Here is a 15,567-nt window from a genome sequence, read left to right as displayed (position 1 = left end):
GCAAAGGAGGCACAAGGCGATGCGCGTGGGTACGTTCGTTCTGGCAGCCCAGTTCCCGGGCCAGGGACAGGGTGAGGCCCTGCACCGGGCGGTGCGGACCGCCGAGGTCGCCGAGGAGGCGGGCCTCGACGCGGTCTGGCTTGCCGAGCACCACTTCGTGCCGTACGGGGTCTGCCCCTCGGCCGTGACACTGGCCGCACTGCTCCTGGGCCGCACCCGCCGGCTGCGGGTGGGCACGGCGGTGAGCGTACTGCCGAACGTGCACCCGGTCGCCCTGGGCGAGCAGGCGGCGCTGCTGCACCTCACGTCGGGCGGCAGGTTCACCCTCGGGGTGGGCCGGGGCGGCCCCTGGGTCGACCTGGAGGTCTTCGGCGCGGGCCTCGGCGCGTACGAGAAGGGCTTCCCCGAATCGCTCGACCTGTTGCTGCGCTGGCTCTCCGAGCCCCGTGTGGGCGCCGAGGGAGAACGGTTCGCCTTCCGCGAGGTGCCGGTGGTGCCCCGCCCCGACGAGCTGATCGGCGGGGACCCGGCCCCGGAGGTCGTGGTGGCCTGCACGTCGCCGAAGAGTGTGCGGCTGGCCGCCGAGCGCGGACTGCCGATGCTGCTCGGGATGCACTGCGGTGACGAGGAGAAGGCCGAGATGGTCACGGCCTGGGCGCACGGCGCGCGGGAGGCCGGACGCGACCCGGACGAGATCGCGCGGATCGGGTCCCACCACGTCTCTGCGGGCGTGGCCCAGCTCGCGGACCGGGGCGCGGACGCGGCCGAGGCGCTGGTGAAGGCGATGCCGGGCTGGCTGAAGCAGGGTCTCGACGCGCATGTGACGGTCGACGGCCGGCACCGGGCGATGCGGGACCCCGTGGCGTACACGGAGCTGCTGTGCGGGCTGCACCCGGTGGGCACGCCCCGGCGCGCGGCGGACCGGCTGGCGGCGACGGCGGAGCGCACGGGCATCACCCGCTTCGCCCTGCTCGCCGAGGGCACGGGCGACCTCGCGGCGACCGAGGAGAACGTGCGGCGGCTCGGCGCGGAAGTCCTGCCGCTGCTCGTCTGACCGTACGGACCGAAGTGCGAACCGTACGGGCTCAGGGCGGGGCTGTGCTGCCGCTCCGGCATCTCCGCGCGGCGATGCGCGTCGACACGCATCGATCGCGTCTCCCGCGATGCGGAGCGACAGCACCATGTCTCAGCAGTCGCGCAGTTCCGGCGACTGGTTCAGCAGCTGCCCCCGTACGGACGTGAAGCGGGCGAGCCGCTCGTCCACCGACGGGTCCAGCGGGAAGACCGCCACCCGGTGGCAGTTCTGGAAGGCGAGACGCACCCCGAAATGCCGCTGCAGCGCACCACGAATGGCATCGCTCGCGAGCGCGCGCAGCAGCTGACCACGTGCCTGCTCATTCGGCGGCGGCGTCTGGTTGTCGGCGAACTCTCCGCCGTCGACCTTCAGCTGAGCCACCAGAGAACTGATCATCTCCCATGCATAGGGCAGGGAGGTCCGGACGCAGTCGACGAAGTCGGCTTCGTCGACCTCGCCTCGCTCGGCCTGTTCCAACAGTGCCGGTGAGACGTCGAGCGACATGGGTTCTCCTCTCGCGACCCCGCGGACGGGGTCTTGCGGGCAGGGGCGAAGGCCGGGCCGCCCGCCACGCAGCGTGCACGGACGACGACCTCCAGCTTCCACGGTAAGCGCGCAGTCCTGCACGCACCAGGAGATGGCGAACACAACCGGCTGATAACCGACGGGTGTTCGGCTCAGGATCATGCTTGGAGGGGGCCCGGAGCGGGTCCGGGTGATGCCCGAATCGCGCGGAAGAGCGCCCGTCTTGTAGCGTTGGCGACCATGCGTCTCGTCATCGCCCGTTGCTCCGTGGACTACGCGGGCCGGCTCACGGCCCACCTGCCCTCCGCGCCCCGTCTGATCCTCATCAAGGCAGACGGCAGTGTCTCCATCCACGCGGACGACCGGGCGTACAAACCGCTCAACTGGATGTCCCCGCCCTGCACCCTCAAGGAGGGCGCAGACGGTGAGGCGGGCGTCTGGACCGTGATCAACAAAGCGGGCGAGAAACTGATCATCACGATGGAGGAGATCCTCCACGACTCCTCGCACGAACTGGGTGTGGACCCGGGTCTCATCAAGGACGGTGTCGAGGCGCACCTCCAGGAGCTGCTCGCCGACCGCATCGAGACCCTGGGCGAGGGCTACACCCTGATCCGCCGCGAGTACCCGACCGCGATCGGCCCGGTGGACATCCTCTGCCGGGACGCGGACGGCGCGACGGTCGCGGTCGAGATCAAGCGGCGCGGCGAGATCGACGGCGTCGAGCAGCTGACCCGCTACCTCGAACTGCTCAACCGCGATCCGCACCTCGCCCCGGTACGGGGCGTCTTCGCGGCGCAGGAGATCAAGCCGCAGGCCCGGGTCCTCGCGACGGACCGCGGGATCGGCTGCGTCGTCCTGGACTACAACGCGATGCGGGGCATCGAGGACGACAAGCTGCGGCTGTTCTGACGGACGGCGGTGGCGGTACGGGACGGCCCCGGGTGCGGTGAACGCGCCCGGGGCCGTCCCCCGTCTCCGTACGTGCGCTCCGGCTCGGTCCCGCCCGTCAGGCGGGGGAGCCCGTGACGTCGCCGGGGGCGGGCGAGCCGCCGAGGGACGAGGACGCGGAGATGCTCGGGCTGTCCGCCCCGCCGGTCGACGGGGAGGTGGTCGGCGGGTCCGTGGTCGGCTCCGGCGGGGTCGTCGTCACCGGCGGCGGGGTCGTCGTCGGCGGCTTCGACGTCGTCGTCGGCGGCTTCGGGGGCGTCGTCGTGGGCCGCGGCGGCCGCGTGGTCGGTCTCGTCGGCGGGGTCGTCGCGGTGGGCGGAGTGGTCGTCGACGGGCTGCCCGAGGACGACGGCGCGCCGGAGCCGCCCGGGGTGCCCGAGCCCGACGGGTCCGTCGAGCCCGACGGGGAGGCGCTCCCGGAGACGGAGGGGCTCGGGGAGCCGGAGCGGGTGGCCTCGCCGGTCTCGCCGGGCTCGTCGCCCTCGGCCGGCTCCTCCTCGCCGTCGATGCCGTCGTCGGTGGTGTCGTCGGTGGCCGTGCTGTCGGAGGTGACGCGATTGGTGGCCGGGTCCTCGCCGTTGCCGGAGGTGGCGCCGAGGGTCACGACGGTGCCCAGGACGGCGACGAGCAGAGCGCCCGCGCCGACGGCGGCGAGGTTGCGGCGCGCGCCGTTGATGATGCCGCCCCCGAGGCCCGGGCGGCCGGCGCCCTTGGCGGTGTCGGGGCGGGTGATGAGCGTCGGGCCCTCGTCGGCGAAGTCGGGGAACGCCGGCATCGAGGACTGCGCCGTCCCCCGGCCGGCGACGCCGGACGGCGCGGTCCGGCCCAGGACTCCCGCGGTTCCGCCCGGGGGCGTGGGGAGGGGCTGGGGGGCCGGTCTGCGTGCGGGGCCACGCAGGGAGGGAATGCCGCGGGGCGGCGAGACGGGCTCCTCGGCGCGGGTCTCGGCCGGGGCGGCGTGCTCCCCGGAGAGGTCGGCGACCAGGGCGAGCGCCCGGCGTCCCGCGACGGTGCCGCGCTTGTCGGCGAGCACGCCGCGCATGCCGATGGAGGCCTCCAGCTCGGCGCGGGCCCGCTCCAGGTTTCCGGCGCACAGGGCGAGGACACCGAGCTCGTGGTGGAAGTAGGCCTCTTCGGCGACCTCGCCGGTGAGCCGGGCGGCCTCCTGTCCGGCGCGCAGGGTCCGCTCCCAGGCGCCCCAGTGCAGTCCGGCGGCGAAGGCGGGGGCGGCGGCGCGGGCGAGCAGGACGGCGGTGGCGCGGTGCTCGGCCTCCGTGTCGGGCTCGCCTCCGGTGCCGGCGACGAGGACGGACAGGGCGGCGAGGACGGCGTCGGACTCGGCGACGGCCCGCTCGGGGGTGACGGAGGGGTGGGCGGCCCACCAGGCGTAGTGCTGGGCGATGGTGTGGGCGCGGTCGGCGGCCGCCTGGTCGGGCTCGTACCCCTGGGCGAGGAGCTGGGTGAGGACGCCGGCGGCCAGCCGGTAGCGGGGGCCGACCGGGGAGAGCAGGCCGCAGGCCCGCAGTTCGCCGAGGGCGGCGTCGGCGTGGGTGTCGCCGACGAGGGCCGGCAGATGGGCCTGGTGCGGTACCTCGCCGCCGAGGGCGACGGCGAAGCGCAGCGCGCTCTGGGCGGAGCGGCTGAGGCGGGAGGCGAGCAGGGCGGCGGGGGCGGCTCCCTCGCCGAGGCTGGGCAGGGGTATCTCGCGCAGTTCGACGTCGGGGTCGTCGACTCCGTCGAAGGCCGCCGCGGCGACGGCCGCGGCCGCTTCGGGGTCGGTCGGTCCGAAGGCCTCCTCAAGGGCGCCGAAGGCGTCGAACTCGGCGGGGGTGACGCGGAGCCGGTCGCGCTGGCGGAGCAGGGCGCCGGCCTGGACGAAGCGGAGCGGCAGGCCCTCGGACTCGAACCACAGGTCGCCGGCCCAGTTGGCCTCGTCGTCGGTGAGGGTGCGGCCGACGGCGCTCTCCAGGAGCTTGAGCGCGGCGCCGCGGCCGAGGCCGGCGAGGTGGATGTCCTCGACGTGAGCGTCGGCCGAGGGGGCGGGGGTGTCGGGTCCCGCCGCGAGCAGGAAGGCGCATTCGGGGGCGGCGGCGAGGAACTCGTCGAGGGCGGCGCCGCCGAACTCCAGGTCGTCGACGACCACGACGGCGCCGATCTCGCGGAGCCGGTCGTGGAGCACGGTTCGGCCGGGCCGGTGGTCCGGGGCGTACCGGACGGCGGCGAACAGCTCGTGGAGGAGTTCGGCCGGGGTGCGGTGGTGGCCGGAGAGCCGGACGACTCCGTCGGGCGCGAGGTCGGCGCAGTCGGCGGCGACGGCGTCGAGGAGGGCGGTGCGGCCGGATCCTGCGGGGCCGCTCAGGCGGGCGGAGCGGCCGCGGCCGAGGATGCCGACGAGGCGCTCGCGCTCCTCCTGGCGTTCGAGGAGGGGCAGGGTGGGAGCGGCCGGGCCCGGTGGTACGGGCGGGGCGGCGGCGCGGGCGGCCTCGGCGCGCTCCTCGGCGGTGAGGGGGCGGGGGGCCGCGGGTTCGTGGCCGGGCGGGCAGGGTTCGATCTCGCTGCCGTCGACCGGGTTGACGGTGACGAGCAGGTCGCCGGAGACGAGCCGGACGACGCGGGCACGCGCGGGTGCGGGGGCCGGGGCGGGGGTGCCGCGTCCCTGGCGGGCGTCGTCGCCCTCGCCGTCGTGTCCGTACTCCTCCGGCCCCCGGTTGATCGGGTCCATGGTCCAAGCCCCCAAGAAGCGGTGTCCGGTGCCCGCCGGGTGGGTCCGTCAATGTGCAGGCGACCGAACCCTAGACCGTGGTCAGGCGCTCGGGAACAGGTGGGGTGCCCAGGAGACCCAGTCGTCACGGTCTTGTGAGGATTGAGCGTGACGCCTGGTTCACACAGCTGCTTCACACACGCGCGCCACCGCGGATCGTCCCGGTCCGGATCGGCCCTGCTCGCGGCCGCCGGCCCGGTCCGGGTCGTCCCCGCTCCGGGTGGTCACACCCGGGGCAGGGACTCCAGCGCGAGGCCGCCCTCGATGGCGAGGATGCGATGCAGCTTCGTGGCGACGAGCAGCCGCTGCATCTGGGGCGGCACCCCGCGCAGGACGAGCCGTCGGCCGCAGCGGCCCGCGCGTCGGTGGGCGCCCATGATGACGCCGAGTCCGGTCGCGTCCCAGGAGTCGAGGCCGGTCAGGTCGAGTACCAGGTCGCCGACTCCGTCGTCGACGGCCGAGTGCAGGACCGTACGGGCGTCCGCCGCGCTCCGGACGTCGAGGCGGCCCCCGACGACCAGCTCGACATGGTCGCCCCTGATGTGCATATGCGCTCCCCGAGAGTGCTCCGTCTTCGCAACAACTGACTGCCGCACCGGCAGATACGTTGCGCCTTGTCAGCGAACCGATACCGAAATTCACCCCACGGGGTGAGGCGGGGTGGCGGGTACGGCTCAGTACTCGTAGAAGCCCTGCCCGCTCTTGCGGCCGATGTCACCCGCGTCCACCATCCGGCGCATCGCTTCGGGCACCGCGAACTTCTCGTCCTGGGACTCGGTGTAGATGTTGTTGGCCGCGTTCACCAGGATGTCGATGCCGGTGAGGTCGGCGGTGGCGAGCGGGCCCATCGCGTGGCCGAAGCCGAGCTTGCAGGCGATGTCGATGTCCTCGGCGGTGGCGACGCCCGACTCGTGGAGCTTGGCGGCCTCGACGACGAGGGCCGAGATGAGGCGGGTGGTGACGAAACCGGCGACGTCGCGGTTGACGACGATGCAGGTCTTGCCGACGGACTCGGCGAACTCCCGGGCGGCGGCGAGGGTCTCGTCGCTGGTCTTGTAACCGCGGACGAGCTCGACGAGCTGCATCATCGGGACCGGCGAGAAGAAGTGGACGCCGACGACGGACTCGGGGCGCCCGGTCACCGCGGCGATCTTGGTGATCGGGATCGCGGAGGTGTTGGAGGCGAGGACCGCGCCGTCCTTGACGACCTTGTCGAGCGAGCGGAAGATCTCGTGCTTGACGTCGAGGTTCTCGAAGACGGCCTCGACGACGATGTCGGCGTCGGCGACGGCCTCGAGCTCGGTGGTGGCGGTGATGCGGCCGAGCGCGGCCTCGGCGTCGGCGGCGTCCAGCTTGCCCTTCGCGACGAACCGGTCGTACGACGCCTTGATGCCGTCGGTTCCCCGGGTGAGGGCGGCGTCGGTGACGTCACGCAGGACGACGTCCCAGCCCGCCTGTGCCGAGACCTGTGCGATGCCGGATCCCATGAGTCCGGCCCCGATGACGGCGAGCTTCCTGGCCACGATGTTCCACCCCTTAACGCCTGTTCACTTCTGGCTCTCCGGCGGAGATTAGCGGTCGGGAGCCGTCGTGTGACCGTGAAGTAATGCGCGTCACGCCCTGTTTGACGGACGTCACACTCGCACCACCCCGTTCGGGCACCTCCACGGTCGCGACATACCCTCGGGGGGTATATGGTCGAGCGCACTTGTCCGACTGCCGCCGCACGGGGAGGAGCCGCCGTCATGCGCCCGTACGCCCCGGGGACCGTCCCCGCGCCGCTGCTCCTGCTGACCGGCATGATCAGCCTCCAGTTCGGCTCCGCGTTCGCGAAGCGGCTCTTCGAGGAGACCGGCCCGGCCGGCGCCACCCTGTTACGGCTGCTCATCGCCGCCACCCTGCTCTGCCTGTTCTCCCGGCCCGCGCCCCGCCTGCTCCGCACCCACGGCCGACTGCTGCTGCCGTACGGGGCCGTGTTCGCCGTGATGCAGTTCTCGTTCTACGAGGCGACCTCACGGCTCCCCCTCGGCGTGGTGGTGACGCTGGAGTTCAGCGGACCGCTGCTGCTCGCCGCCGTCACCTCGCGGCGCGCCCTCGACCGGGTCCGGGTGGCGCTCGCCGGGGCCGGCCTGCTCGTCCTCGGCGGCACGAAGGGCATGGACGACCCGGTCGGTCTGGCCGCGAGCCTGCTCACCGGAGCGGCCCTCACCGCGTACATCCTGCTCGGCGCCCGGGTCGGCAGGGCCGTCCCCGGCGGCTCGGGCCTGGCCCTCGGCCTCACCGTGGCGGCCGCGCTCGCCCTGCCCGCCGCCCCGGCCCTCGGGCTGCCCCCCGCGGACGTCCTGCTCGAACCGGGGGTACTGGGGGCCGCGCTCGCGGTGGCCGTGCTCACGACGGTGGTGCCGTTCTCGCTGGAGTTCGCCGCGCTGCGGCGGATGCCTCCGCGGGTCTTCGCCGTCCTCTCGACGGTGGAGCCGGTGATCGCGGCCCTGGTGGGCCTCGCGCTGCTCGGCGAGCACCTGACGTGGCTCCAGTGGGCGGCCGTGCTCTGCGTGGTGGGCGCGGCCCTCGGCACGGGCCTGGCCGCGGGCGCCCCGGACAAGGAGGCCGCGCCGCCCGGCACGTCACCGGGCACGTCCGACCCGGCCCCGGACCCCCCGCCCGAGCCGCCCGGCACCTCCCCCGCACCGTCCGATCGATCCCCCTCCCGGAAGAACGGAGTGCACCCATGACCCACACCACCAGCACCTGGAGCCCCCAGGTCACGGACCGCGTCGCGCCCCTCCTGGAGACCGTCTCCACGACCTCCCGCTCGGCGGTCCTCGTCGCGGGCGGCTACTTCGACACGGCCGCCGGCATCGGCGCCTTCTCGCTCAACTCCTTCGCCCTCGCCCAGGAGACCGGCGCGGCCGCCCGCCGGCTGCACCGCGGCAACAAGGTGCTCTACGACGTCATCGTCAACGACCTCGGGATGTCCTGTGCCACCGACGTCTGTGCGCTGCCGGCCGCCGCCGGCCCCGCCGGGATCGACCTCTCCCCGCTCACCGCCTCGGCCGCCGGGGCCGGGATCTCGTTCACCGTCACCCGTGAGCGGAACCTGCGCAATCGCGCGGCCCGTTCGATGAAGCGGTGGCTGCGCGACCCGGCGGCCCGGCCGCTGTTCACCCGCGAGGGCGACGAGATCGTCTTCCGCTCCCGCCAGTACGAGAAGGTGCTGGCCGGGGTCGTCACGGACGGCCATGTCGTACCGCGCTGCCCGTTGATCGTCGCCGAGTACTTCGCCCGCTACTTCGCCCGGCTGCGGCGGGCCTTCCCCGACTGCGCGCACCGCCATGTCGTCGACATCAACTCGCTCGCCGACCGCGACAAGGTGACCAAGGGCGCGGAGATCTACCTCCGCACGCACGGCACGCCCGAGGAGGAGATCGTCCTCGTCTTCGCCGACCCCTCCTGCGTCGATCCACTGGCCCTGACCTACACGGCGTACGACTTCTGACGCCCCTTCACCTCCGATCACCCGTCCGAACGGAAGAGGGAGAACCGGCATGGCCACGATCTATCTCGACCACCAGGCGACCACCCCGATGGACCCGGCGGTCGCCGAGGCGATGACCTTCGCCGCCACCCACTGCTACGCCAACCCGTCCAGTCCTCACGCCGCCGGCATCCGCGCCTTCCGGGAGGTCGAGCGGGCGCGCGGGGCGGTCGCCCGGTTCATCGGGGCGGGGCGCAGCGAGATCTGCTTCACCTCCGGCGCGACGGAGGGCAACAACCTCGCGATCAAGGGGGTCGTTCGGCCCGGCGCGGCCCGCCATGTGGTGACGACGGCGGTGGAGCACAAGTCCGTGCTCGACACCTGCCGTTCGCTGCGGGAGGCGGGGCACGAGGTGACGGTACTGCCGGTCGACGAGGAGGGCCGGGTCGATCCGGGGCAGGTGGCGGCGGCGTTACGGCCGGACACCGCGCTGGTCTCGGTGATGCTCGCGAACAACGAGGTCGCCACCGTCCAGCCGGTCGCCGAGATCGGCGCGCTGACCCGGGCGGCGGGGGTCCCGCTGCACTGCGACGCGACCCAGGGCGTGGGCTCGCTGCCGGTGGACGTGGCGGCGCTCGGCGTCGATCTGCTGACGTTCTCCGGGCACAAGATCTACGGCCCCAAGGGCGTCGGCGTGCTGTACGTCGCCAATCGGCTCTCGGACCGGGCGCCGCTGGTGCCGCTGCTGCACGGCGGCGGTCAGGAGCGCGGGCTGCGCGCGGGCACCCTCAACACGGCGGCGGTCATCGGGCTGGGCGCGGCCGTCGGGGTCCTCGCGACGGGCCGGGAGGCGGAGGCGGTACGGCTCGCGGGGCTGCGGGCGCGGTTCCTGTCCGAGCTCGCGGATCTCGTCCCGTACGTGCTCAACAGCGGTACGGGCCCGGGTTTCCTGCCGCACGCCGTCAACCTGTCCTTCCCGGGCGTGGACGCGCAGCAGCTGCTCCTCGAGGTCGCGGATCTGGCGGTCTCGACGGGGTCGGCGTGCAACAGCTCGGCCCAGGAGCCCTCGCACGTGCTGCGGGCGATCGGGCTTGCGCCGGAGCGGATCCGGGGCAGTGTCCGGATCTCGTTCGGCCGCTTCACGACGGAGGCGGACGCGGCCACCGCCGCCCGCGCGCTGGCGGCGGTGGCCGCCCGTGAGCCGGCGCGCTCGGCCTGACCGGGGGCCCTCGCCGTCCCCGGACCGCGGCGCCGGCGTCGCCCGGGGCGCGGTGCCCCCGTCAGCCCTCGCGTACCGCGTAGTCCAGCACCTTCTCGCTCAGCAGCTCCTCGATCTCGTCGAGGAGCACGAGCGCTTCGCGGGAGACGGCGGTCGCCCTGCCCCCGGTGGTCATCGCGCGGGTGATGTAGCCGACGACGGTGCTCTCGATCCAGGCGAGCTGTCCGCCGACGAGCAGCGGCAGCGGGTCCTCGGCGGCGGCGCCGGTCTCCTCGCGGAGGGTGGTGACGACGGCGTCGTGGACCTGCTGCTGGACGTGGAAGAGCCGGGCCTTGAGGGTGGGGGCGTGCTCGATGACGTTCATGAAGGCGTCGAAGCCGTCCATGAGTCCGTACGCGGGTGATACGGCCCCGATGTCCTGGCGGAGTTCGCGCAGGACGGCCCGCGCGGCGGACTCCCCCCGGTCGCGGCCGCGGATCGCGCGGGCGAGGCGCTGGGTGACGCCGTCCATCCGGTCGAGGAAGAGGTCCTCCTTGGCCGGGAAGTAGTTGTACACCGTGTTGACGGACACGTCCGCCGCCTCGGCGACGTCCGCGACGGTCACATGGACGAAGCCGCGCTCCAGGAAGAGCCCGGTCGCGATGTCCGAGATCCGCTGCTTCGTCTCGCGCTTCTTGCGTTCCCTGAGTCCCTCGGCCATGCCCCTCATCCTAGGCTCCCTGAAATTTCAGCACCTCACCAATCTTGCCTGCGCTGAAATTTTGGAGGCGTTGCAAAATTTCAGTGACTCTGTTTTTGTAGTCGCCATGCCCATCATCAGCACGGCCGGGCTCGCCCGGACCTTCACGACCAGGAGCGGCCCCGTCGAGGCCGTCCGCGGAATCGACCTCACCGTCCGGTCCGGCGAGATCCTCGGACTGCTCGGCCCCAACGGCGCCGGCAAGACCACCACCCTCCGGATGCTCACCACGCTGCTGCCGCCCACCGGCGGCGCCGCCACCGTCGCCGGCCACGACCTCCTACGGGACCCCGCCGCCGTCCGCCGCCGCATCGGATACGTCGCCCAGTCCGGCGGCCTCGACCCCCAGGAGACCGTTCGCTCCGAGCTCGTCACCCAGGGCCGCCTCTACGGCATGAACCGGGCCCGCGCGACGGCCCGCGCCGAGGAACTCGCGGACGACCTCGGACTCACCGAGCTCCTCGACCGCAGGACCCCGGCGCTCTCCGGCGGCCAGCGCCGCCGGCTCGACCTCGCCATGGGACTCACCCACCGGCCGGAGATCCTCTTCCTCGACGAACCGACGACCGGCCTCGACCCCGGCAGCCGCACCGACCTGTGGGCCCTGGTCCGGCGTCTGCGCGACGAGCACGGCACCACCGTCGTCCTCACCACCCACTACCTGGACGAGGCAGACAGCCTCGCCGACCGGCTGGTCGTCGTCGACAACGGAACGGTCGTCGCCGAGGACTCCCCCGCCGGCCTCAAGGCCGCCCACGGCGCCGCCAGCCTCCAGGACGCGTTCCTCGCCGTCACCGGGCGCGGTCCGGCCCCCGTCGACACGACCCCCGTAGCCGTCTAGGACCTCCCGGTCCCCTCACGTCCTCAGGACATCCGATGCTTCTCCACGACACCGCGCTCCTCTTCGATCGCTACGCCCGCCAGACCCTGCGCTCCCCGTTCCAGATCTTCTTCGGCGCCCTGATGCCGCTGCTCTACCTGCTGCTCTTCGGGCCGCTGCTCACCGGGCTGCCGCTCGGCACCGAGGGCGACTCCTGGCAGATCCTCGTCCCCGGACTCCTGCTCCAACTGGGGCTCTTCGGCGCCTCGTTCGCCGGCTTCTCGATCATCATGGAGAAGAACTGGGGCGTGTTCGACCGGATGCGGGTCACCCCGGTGAGCCGGCTCGCCCTGCTGCTCGGCCGGGTCCTGCGGGACGCCGCCCTCTTCGTCTTCCAGGCGGCACTGCTCGTCCTGATCGCCCTGCCGATGGGCCTCAGGGCGCCGCTCGCCGGCATCCTGATCGGCTTCGGCTTCGTCGCGCTGCTCTCGGTGGCCCTGGCCTCCCTGTCGTACGCGCTCGCCCTGAAGCTGCGGACCCCGCAGGAGTTCGGACCCGCGATCAACACGCTCGCGATGCCGGCGATGCTGCTGTCGGGCCTGATGCTGCCGATGACCCTCGCCCCCGGCTGGCTGGACGCCCTCTCCCGCCTGATGCCGTTCCGCCATCTGGTGGACGCGGTCCGGGAGGCGTACGTCGGGCACTACACGACACCGACGCTGCTGTACGGAGTGCTCGTCGCCCTAGGCGTCGCGGCGCTCGCCGTGACGGTCGGCACACGGACGTTCCAGAAGGCCATCGCCTAACTAGGCTGGTCCCATGGTCAATCTGACACGCATCTACACCCGTACCGGCGACCAGGGCACCACGGCGCTCGGCGACATGAGCAGGACCGCCAAGACGGATCTGCGGATCTCGGCCTACGCCGACGCCAACGAGGCCAACGCCGCCATCGGTACGGCGATCGCCCTCGGGCAGCTCGACGGGGAGGTCGTGAAGGTCCTCGTCCGGGTGCAGAACGACCTGTTCGACGTGGGCGCCGACCTCTGCACTCCGGTGGTCGAGGACCCGAAGTACCCGCCGCTGCGGGTCGAGCAGTCGTACGTCGACAAGCTGGAGGCCGACTGCGACCTCTTCCTGGAGCAGCTCGACAAGCTGCGCTCCTTCATCCTGCCGGGCGGCACGCCCGGGGCGGCGCTGCTGCACCAGGCGTGCACGGTGGTCCGGCGGGCGGAGCGCTCGACCTGGGCGGCCCTGGAGGCGCACGGCGAGACGATGAACGCCCTGACCGCCACGTACCTCAACCGCCTCTCAGACCTGCTCTTCATCCTTGCCCGGACGGCGAACAAGGAGGTCGGGGACGTGCTGTGGGTCCCGGGCGGGGACCGCTGAGACCTCTCCCCCAGGGGCCTTCCGCGGCCAGATCGCGTAGCTGAGCGCGATCAGGCCGTGGATGCCCGCCGCCCGCCAGGCGACGAAGATCCAGCCGTGGAGACTGTCGGTGTTCCCGTCGTCGCCGACGTACAGGGCGGCCAGGAGCAGCAGCCCCGAGGCGACGGCCGCCGCCGTGACCGAGCCGAGCCAGACCTTGCCCTCGTGGCGGGCGCGGGCCATCCCGTACTGCGGCGGCTTCGGGGGCCGGGGCGCGCCGCCGAAGCGGTGGGCGGCGTGGCCGTCGAGCCACTTCACGGTGCGGTGGCCGTGGCCGACGGTGTAGCCGATGTAGAGGGCGGCGAGACCGTGCTTCCAGCTGGGGTCGGCGCCGTTCTTGAGATCGATCGCGGTGACGACGAGGAGGAGAACCTCCAGGAGCGGCTCGCAGAGCAGCAGCGCGATACCCGTCCGGGGCATCTTCAGGAGGTAGCGGGTGGCGAGGCCGGCTGCCAGCAGGACCCAGAAGCCCACCTCGCAGATGACGATCAGCGTGACGATCACGACGGTTCCCCTTTCGGTACCCCCTCAGCGTCCCCCGGCGGTCCGCCCGGATCGTCGTCGCCGATGACGACGTGCGACTACATCCTTCGACGGAGGAGCGGATCGGCCTGGACGGCGAGGCCCGGGGCGGGCGCGCCGTGTTGGATGGGAACGTGACACTCCCCCGACCGCACCGCCTCGACCTGCTCATGGCCGCCGGCGGCCTCGCCATCGGTCTGCTGATGTGGTCCTTCGGACTGCACACCCAGACCGACCGGATGATCACCGCGCGCTGGGCGACCCTGATCCCGCTGTTCGTCATGACCGCGATGCTGGCGCTGCGCCGGACGAGGCCGTTGACCGCCCTCAACGTGGGCACGGTCGCCCTCGTGGCGGACCAGTTCACCTACGGCACGCTCGTGACCGCGCTGATGTTCACGGACCTGGTCTACGCGGCCGTGCTGTACGGGACGGCCGCCGCCGCCCGGCGCATCCCGTATCTGACCGGGCTCATCACGATCGGCCTGACGATCGGCTTCCTGGTCTGGTGGCAGAACGCGATCGCTCTGGTGGTCGGCCTGATCACCGGCATGATCTCGTTCCTGCCCGCGCTGACCGGAGCGATCGTCCGCAATCACCGCCAGGCCACCGACGCCGCCCTGCTCCGCGCGGAGCAGACCGCACTGCTCGCCGAGATGGACCGCACCCAGGCCGTCGTCGCCGAGCGGGCCCGGATGGCGCGCGAACTGCACGATATGGTCGCGAACCACCTCTCGGCCATCGCGATCCACTCCACCGCGGCGATGTCGATCGACGAACCGGCCACCACCCGGCAGGCGCTGACCGTGATCCGGGAGAACAGCGTCGCCGGCCTCTCGGAGATGCGGCGGCTCATCGGCCTCCTCCGGGACAGCGGCGGCGACCCGGAGCCGGCCGCCGCGCCCACCCTCGCAGGTCTGGACGCCCTGATCGCCCAGGCGCGGGCCAACGCGGGGCCGAGCGGTCTCGACCTCGTCCTGGAGGACGGCCGGGAGTCGACGGAGTCCCTCCCGGCGCCGGTGGAACTGGCCGCGTACCGGATCGCGCAGGAGTCCCTGACGAACGCGCTCAAGCACGCGGCTCCGGGCGAGGTCAGGGTGGTCCTCACCGGCGGACGGGTGACCCTTACCGTCGAGGTGACGAGTCCGCTCGGGGAACGCCCCGGCCCGACCGCGCCCGGTTCGGGCGCCGGCCTTGTGGGGATGCGGGAGCGGGTGGACCTGCTCGGCGGCGCCTTCGAGGCGGGTCCGGTGACGGACCTCGACGGGCGGAAGCAGTGGCAGGTCAGGGCGGAACTGCCCATGGACGTGAAAGACGAGGAGCGGGCATGACAGTGCGGGTGGTGGTCGCCGAAGACCAGTCCGCGGTACGGGCGGGGCTTGTGCTCATCCTGGGCAGCGCACCGGACATCGAGGTCGTCGGCGAGGCGGCGGACGGCGAGCGGGCGGTGGAGCTCGCCCGCGAGCTGCGCCCCGATCTGGTCCTGATGGATGTGCAGATGCCCCGGATGGACGGGGTGACGGCGACCGGGATCGTCGTGTCGGAGGGCCTCGCCGATGTGCTGGTCCTGACGACCTTCGATCTCGACGCGTATGTCTTCGGGGCGCTGCGGGCGGGGGCTTCGGGCTTCCTGCTGAAGAACGCGGAGGCGCGGGAGCTGATCGAGGCGGTCCGGACGGTGGCGCGCGGCGAGGGGCTGATCGCTCCCGCGGTGACCCGGCGGCTGATCGCGGAGTTCGCGGCGACGGGCGCTCCGGTGCGGTCGACCGCGAAGACGGACCCCTCCGTGCTCGATGTCCTGACCCCCCGGGAGCGGCAGGTCCTGTCGACGCTCGGCCAGGGCCTGTCGAACGCGGAGATCGCGGTACGGCTCGACATGGCGGAGGCGACGGTGAAGACCCATGTCAGCAAGGTGCTCGGGAAGCTGGCGCTGCGGAGCAGGGTCCAAGCGGCTGTCCTGGCACAGGAGTTGGGAGTCTGAGCCGACTCGGCGACGTTGGTCTGGACCTCTTGACGATTGGTCCAGACCTTCCTACGCTCGCGGGGCGC

The 15,567-nt window shown here is 72.8% G+C and carries 16 protein-coding genes; 10 read left to right on the top strand and 6 right to left on the bottom strand.

What is annotated here, in order from left to right; all coding sequences use genetic code 11:
• Nucleotides 1–19 precede the first annotated feature (19 nt).
• On the top strand, nt 20–1,054 hold the full coding sequence (locus IF00_RS0123580; protein ID WP_030321125.1) for an LLM class flavin-dependent oxidoreductase: 1,035 nt from the start codon (nt 20–22) through the stop codon (nt 1,052–1,054).
• 132 nt (nt 1,055–1,186) lie between these two features.
• On the opposite strand, the gene IF00_RS0123575 is transcribed toward IF00_RS0123580, so the two are convergent.
• Complete coding sequence (locus IF00_RS0123575) at nt 1,187–1,579, bottom strand: SCO5389 family protein (RefSeq protein ID WP_015036224.1); 393 nt, start codon at nt 1,577–1,579, stop codon at nt 1,187–1,189.
• Between the two features lie 261 nt (nt 1,580–1,840).
• On the opposite strand from IF00_RS0123575, the gene nucS reads away from it, so the two are divergent.
• The gene (nucS, locus tag IF00_RS0123570) at nt 1,841–2,512 is read left to right on the top strand and encodes an endonuclease NucS (protein WP_030321124.1); all 672 of its coding nucleotides are present in this window, start codon (nt 1,841–1,843) and stop codon (nt 2,510–2,512) included.
• A 97-nt stretch (nt 2,513–2,609) separates the two neighbouring features.
• On the opposite strand, the gene IF00_RS0123565 is transcribed toward nucS, so the two are convergent.
• The 3 genes from IF00_RS0123565 to IF00_RS0123555 all read right to left on the bottom strand — a co-directional run bounded on the left by IF00_RS0123565 (nt 2,610) and on the right by IF00_RS0123555 (nt 6,835).
• Entirely contained in the window at nt 2,610–5,273 is a 2,664-nt protein-coding gene (locus tag IF00_RS0123565) for an ATP-binding protein (protein WP_037638871.1), read from the bottom strand.
• A 263-nt stretch (nt 5,274–5,536) separates the two neighbouring features.
• Nucleotides 5,537–5,860, bottom strand: a complete 324-nt coding sequence (locus tag IF00_RS0123560) for an STAS domain-containing protein (RefSeq protein ID WP_015036221.1) — start codon at nt 5,858–5,860, stop codon at nt 5,537–5,539.
• Between the two features lie 126 nt (nt 5,861–5,986).
• On the bottom strand, nt 5,987–6,835 hold the full coding sequence (locus IF00_RS0123555; RefSeq protein ID WP_030321121.1) for a 3-hydroxyacyl-CoA dehydrogenase family protein: 849 nt from the start codon (nt 6,833–6,835) through the stop codon (nt 5,987–5,989).
• A gap of 222 nt (nt 6,836–7,057) precedes the next feature.
• Here IF00_RS0123555 and IF00_RS0123550 point away from each other — a divergent pair, with 222 nt between their 5' ends.
• From IF00_RS0123550 to IF00_RS0123540, 3 genes are read left to right on the top strand one after another with little or no spacing between them, the layout of a single operon-like run.
• Complete coding sequence (locus IF00_RS0123550; protein ID WP_051820565.1) at nt 7,058–8,044, top strand: EamA family transporter; 987 nt, start codon at nt 7,058–7,060, stop codon at nt 8,042–8,044.
• Nucleotides 8,041–8,808, top strand: coding sequence for a hypothetical protein (locus IF00_RS45130; protein WP_030321118.1), 768 nt, complete (start codon nt 8,041–8,043; stop codon nt 8,806–8,808). The genes IF00_RS0123550 and IF00_RS45130 overlap by 4 nt, the downstream gene beginning before the upstream one ends.
• Nucleotides 8,809–8,857: 49 nt before the next feature.
• Nucleotides 8,858–10,006 (top strand): cysteine desulfurase family protein, encoded by a 1,149-nt coding sequence (locus IF00_RS0123540; protein WP_030321116.1) that lies wholly within the window; start codon nt 8,858–8,860, stop codon nt 10,004–10,006.
• 61 nt (nt 10,007–10,067) lie between these two features.
• Here IF00_RS0123540 and IF00_RS0123535 read toward each other — a convergent pair whose 3' ends face one another.
• The gene (locus IF00_RS0123535) at nt 10,068–10,706 is read right to left on the bottom strand and encodes a TetR/AcrR family transcriptional regulator (protein WP_030321114.1); all 639 of its coding nucleotides are present in this window, start codon (nt 10,704–10,706) and stop codon (nt 10,068–10,070) included.
• Between the two features lie 106 nt (nt 10,707–10,812).
• On the opposite strand from IF00_RS0123535, the gene IF00_RS0123530 reads away from it, so the two are divergent.
• From IF00_RS0123530 to IF00_RS0123520, 3 genes are read left to right on the top strand one after another with little or no spacing between them, the layout of a single operon-like run.
• Complete coding sequence (locus IF00_RS0123530; protein ID WP_030321113.1) at nt 10,813–11,586, top strand: ABC transporter ATP-binding protein; 774 nt, start codon at nt 10,813–10,815, stop codon at nt 11,584–11,586.
• A 35-nt stretch (nt 11,587–11,621) separates the two neighbouring features.
• The gene (locus IF00_RS0123525; RefSeq protein ID WP_030321111.1) at nt 11,622–12,371 is read left to right on the top strand and encodes an ABC transporter permease; all 750 of its coding nucleotides are present in this window, start codon (nt 11,622–11,624) and stop codon (nt 12,369–12,371) included.
• Between the two features lie 13 nt (nt 12,372–12,384).
• On the top strand, nt 12,385–12,957 hold the full coding sequence (locus tag IF00_RS0123520; RefSeq protein ID WP_030321109.1) for a cob(I)yrinic acid a,c-diamide adenosyltransferase: 573 nt from the start codon (nt 12,385–12,387) through the stop codon (nt 12,955–12,957).
• Here IF00_RS0123520 and IF00_RS0123515 read toward each other — a convergent pair.
• Nucleotides 12,877–13,500, bottom strand: a complete 624-nt coding sequence (locus IF00_RS0123515; protein ID WP_030321108.1) for a hypothetical protein — start codon at nt 13,498–13,500, stop codon at nt 12,877–12,879. The two genes, IF00_RS0123520 and IF00_RS0123515, sit on opposite strands and share 81 nt — an antisense overlap.
• A gap of 152 nt (nt 13,501–13,652) precedes the next feature.
• On the opposite strand from IF00_RS0123515, the gene IF00_RS0123510 reads away from it, so the two are divergent.
• Together IF00_RS0123510 and IF00_RS0123505 are read left to right on the top strand one after the other, a co-directional pair.
• Nucleotides 13,653–14,849, top strand: coding sequence for a sensor histidine kinase (locus IF00_RS0123510; RefSeq protein WP_030321106.1), 1,197 nt, complete (start codon nt 13,653–13,655; stop codon nt 14,847–14,849).
• Nucleotides 14,846–15,499 carry a response regulator gene (locus tag IF00_RS0123505; protein ID WP_030321105.1) on the top strand — a complete coding sequence of 218 codons (654 nt, stop codon included), beginning with the start codon at nt 14,846–14,848 and terminating at the stop codon, nt 15,497–15,499. Before IF00_RS0123510 ends, IF00_RS0123505 begins: the two co-directional genes overlap by 4 nt.
• Nucleotides 15,500–15,567: the final 68 nt, after the last annotated feature.

Origin of the sequence: Streptomyces flavochromogenes, from assembly GCF_000717595.1 — a bacterium.
Lineage (GTDB): Bacteria > Actinomycetota > Actinomycetes > Streptomycetales > Streptomycetaceae > Streptomyces > Streptomyces flavochromogenes.
Note: the sequence above shows the minus strand (reverse complement) of the source record. Positions and strands in the feature narration are given on the sequence as shown.

What these genes read in the sequence shown, in the direction of transcription:
- IF00_RS0123580 (WP_030321125.1), top strand. Translation starts at nt 20, where the DNA reads ATGCGCGTGGGTACGTTCGTTCTGGCAGCCCAGTTCCCGGGCCAGGGA.
- IF00_RS0123575 (WP_015036224.1), bottom strand. Translation starts at nt 1,579, where the DNA reads ATGTCGCTCGACGTCTCACCGGCACTGTTGGAACAGGCCGAGCGAGGC.
- nucS (WP_030321124.1), top strand. Translation starts at nt 1,841, where the DNA reads ATGCGTCTCGTCATCGCCCGTTGCTCCGTGGACTACGCGGGCCGGCTC.
- IF00_RS0123565 (WP_037638871.1), bottom strand. Translation starts at nt 5,273, where the DNA reads ATGGACCCGATCAACCGGGGGCCGGAGGAGTACGGACACGACGGCGAG.
- IF00_RS0123560 (WP_015036221.1), bottom strand. Translation starts at nt 5,860, where the DNA reads ATGCACATCAGGGGCGACCATGTCGAGCTGGTCGTCGGGGGCCGCCTC.
- IF00_RS0123550 (WP_051820565.1), top strand. Translation starts at nt 7,058, where the DNA reads ATGCGCCCGTACGCCCCGGGGACCGTCCCCGCGCCGCTGCTCCTGCTG.
- IF00_RS45130 (WP_030321118.1), top strand. Translation starts at nt 8,041, where the DNA reads ATGACCCACACCACCAGCACCTGGAGCCCCCAGGTCACGGACCGCGTC.
- IF00_RS0123540 (WP_030321116.1), top strand. Translation starts at nt 8,858, where the DNA reads ATGGCCACGATCTATCTCGACCACCAGGCGACCACCCCGATGGACCCG.
- IF00_RS0123535 (WP_030321114.1), bottom strand. Translation starts at nt 10,706, where the DNA reads ATGGCCGAGGGACTCAGGGAACGCAAGAAGCGCGAGACGAAGCAGCGG.
- IF00_RS0123530 (WP_030321113.1), top strand. Translation starts at nt 10,813, where the DNA reads ATGCCCATCATCAGCACGGCCGGGCTCGCCCGGACCTTCACGACCAGG.
- IF00_RS0123525 (WP_030321111.1), top strand. Translation starts at nt 11,622, where the DNA reads ATGCTTCTCCACGACACCGCGCTCCTCTTCGATCGCTACGCCCGCCAG.
- IF00_RS0123520 (WP_030321109.1), top strand. Translation starts at nt 12,385, where the DNA reads ATGGTCAATCTGACACGCATCTACACCCGTACCGGCGACCAGGGCACC.
- IF00_RS0123505 (WP_030321105.1), top strand. Translation starts at nt 14,846, where the DNA reads ATGACAGTGCGGGTGGTGGTCGCCGAAGACCAGTCCGCGGTACGGGCG.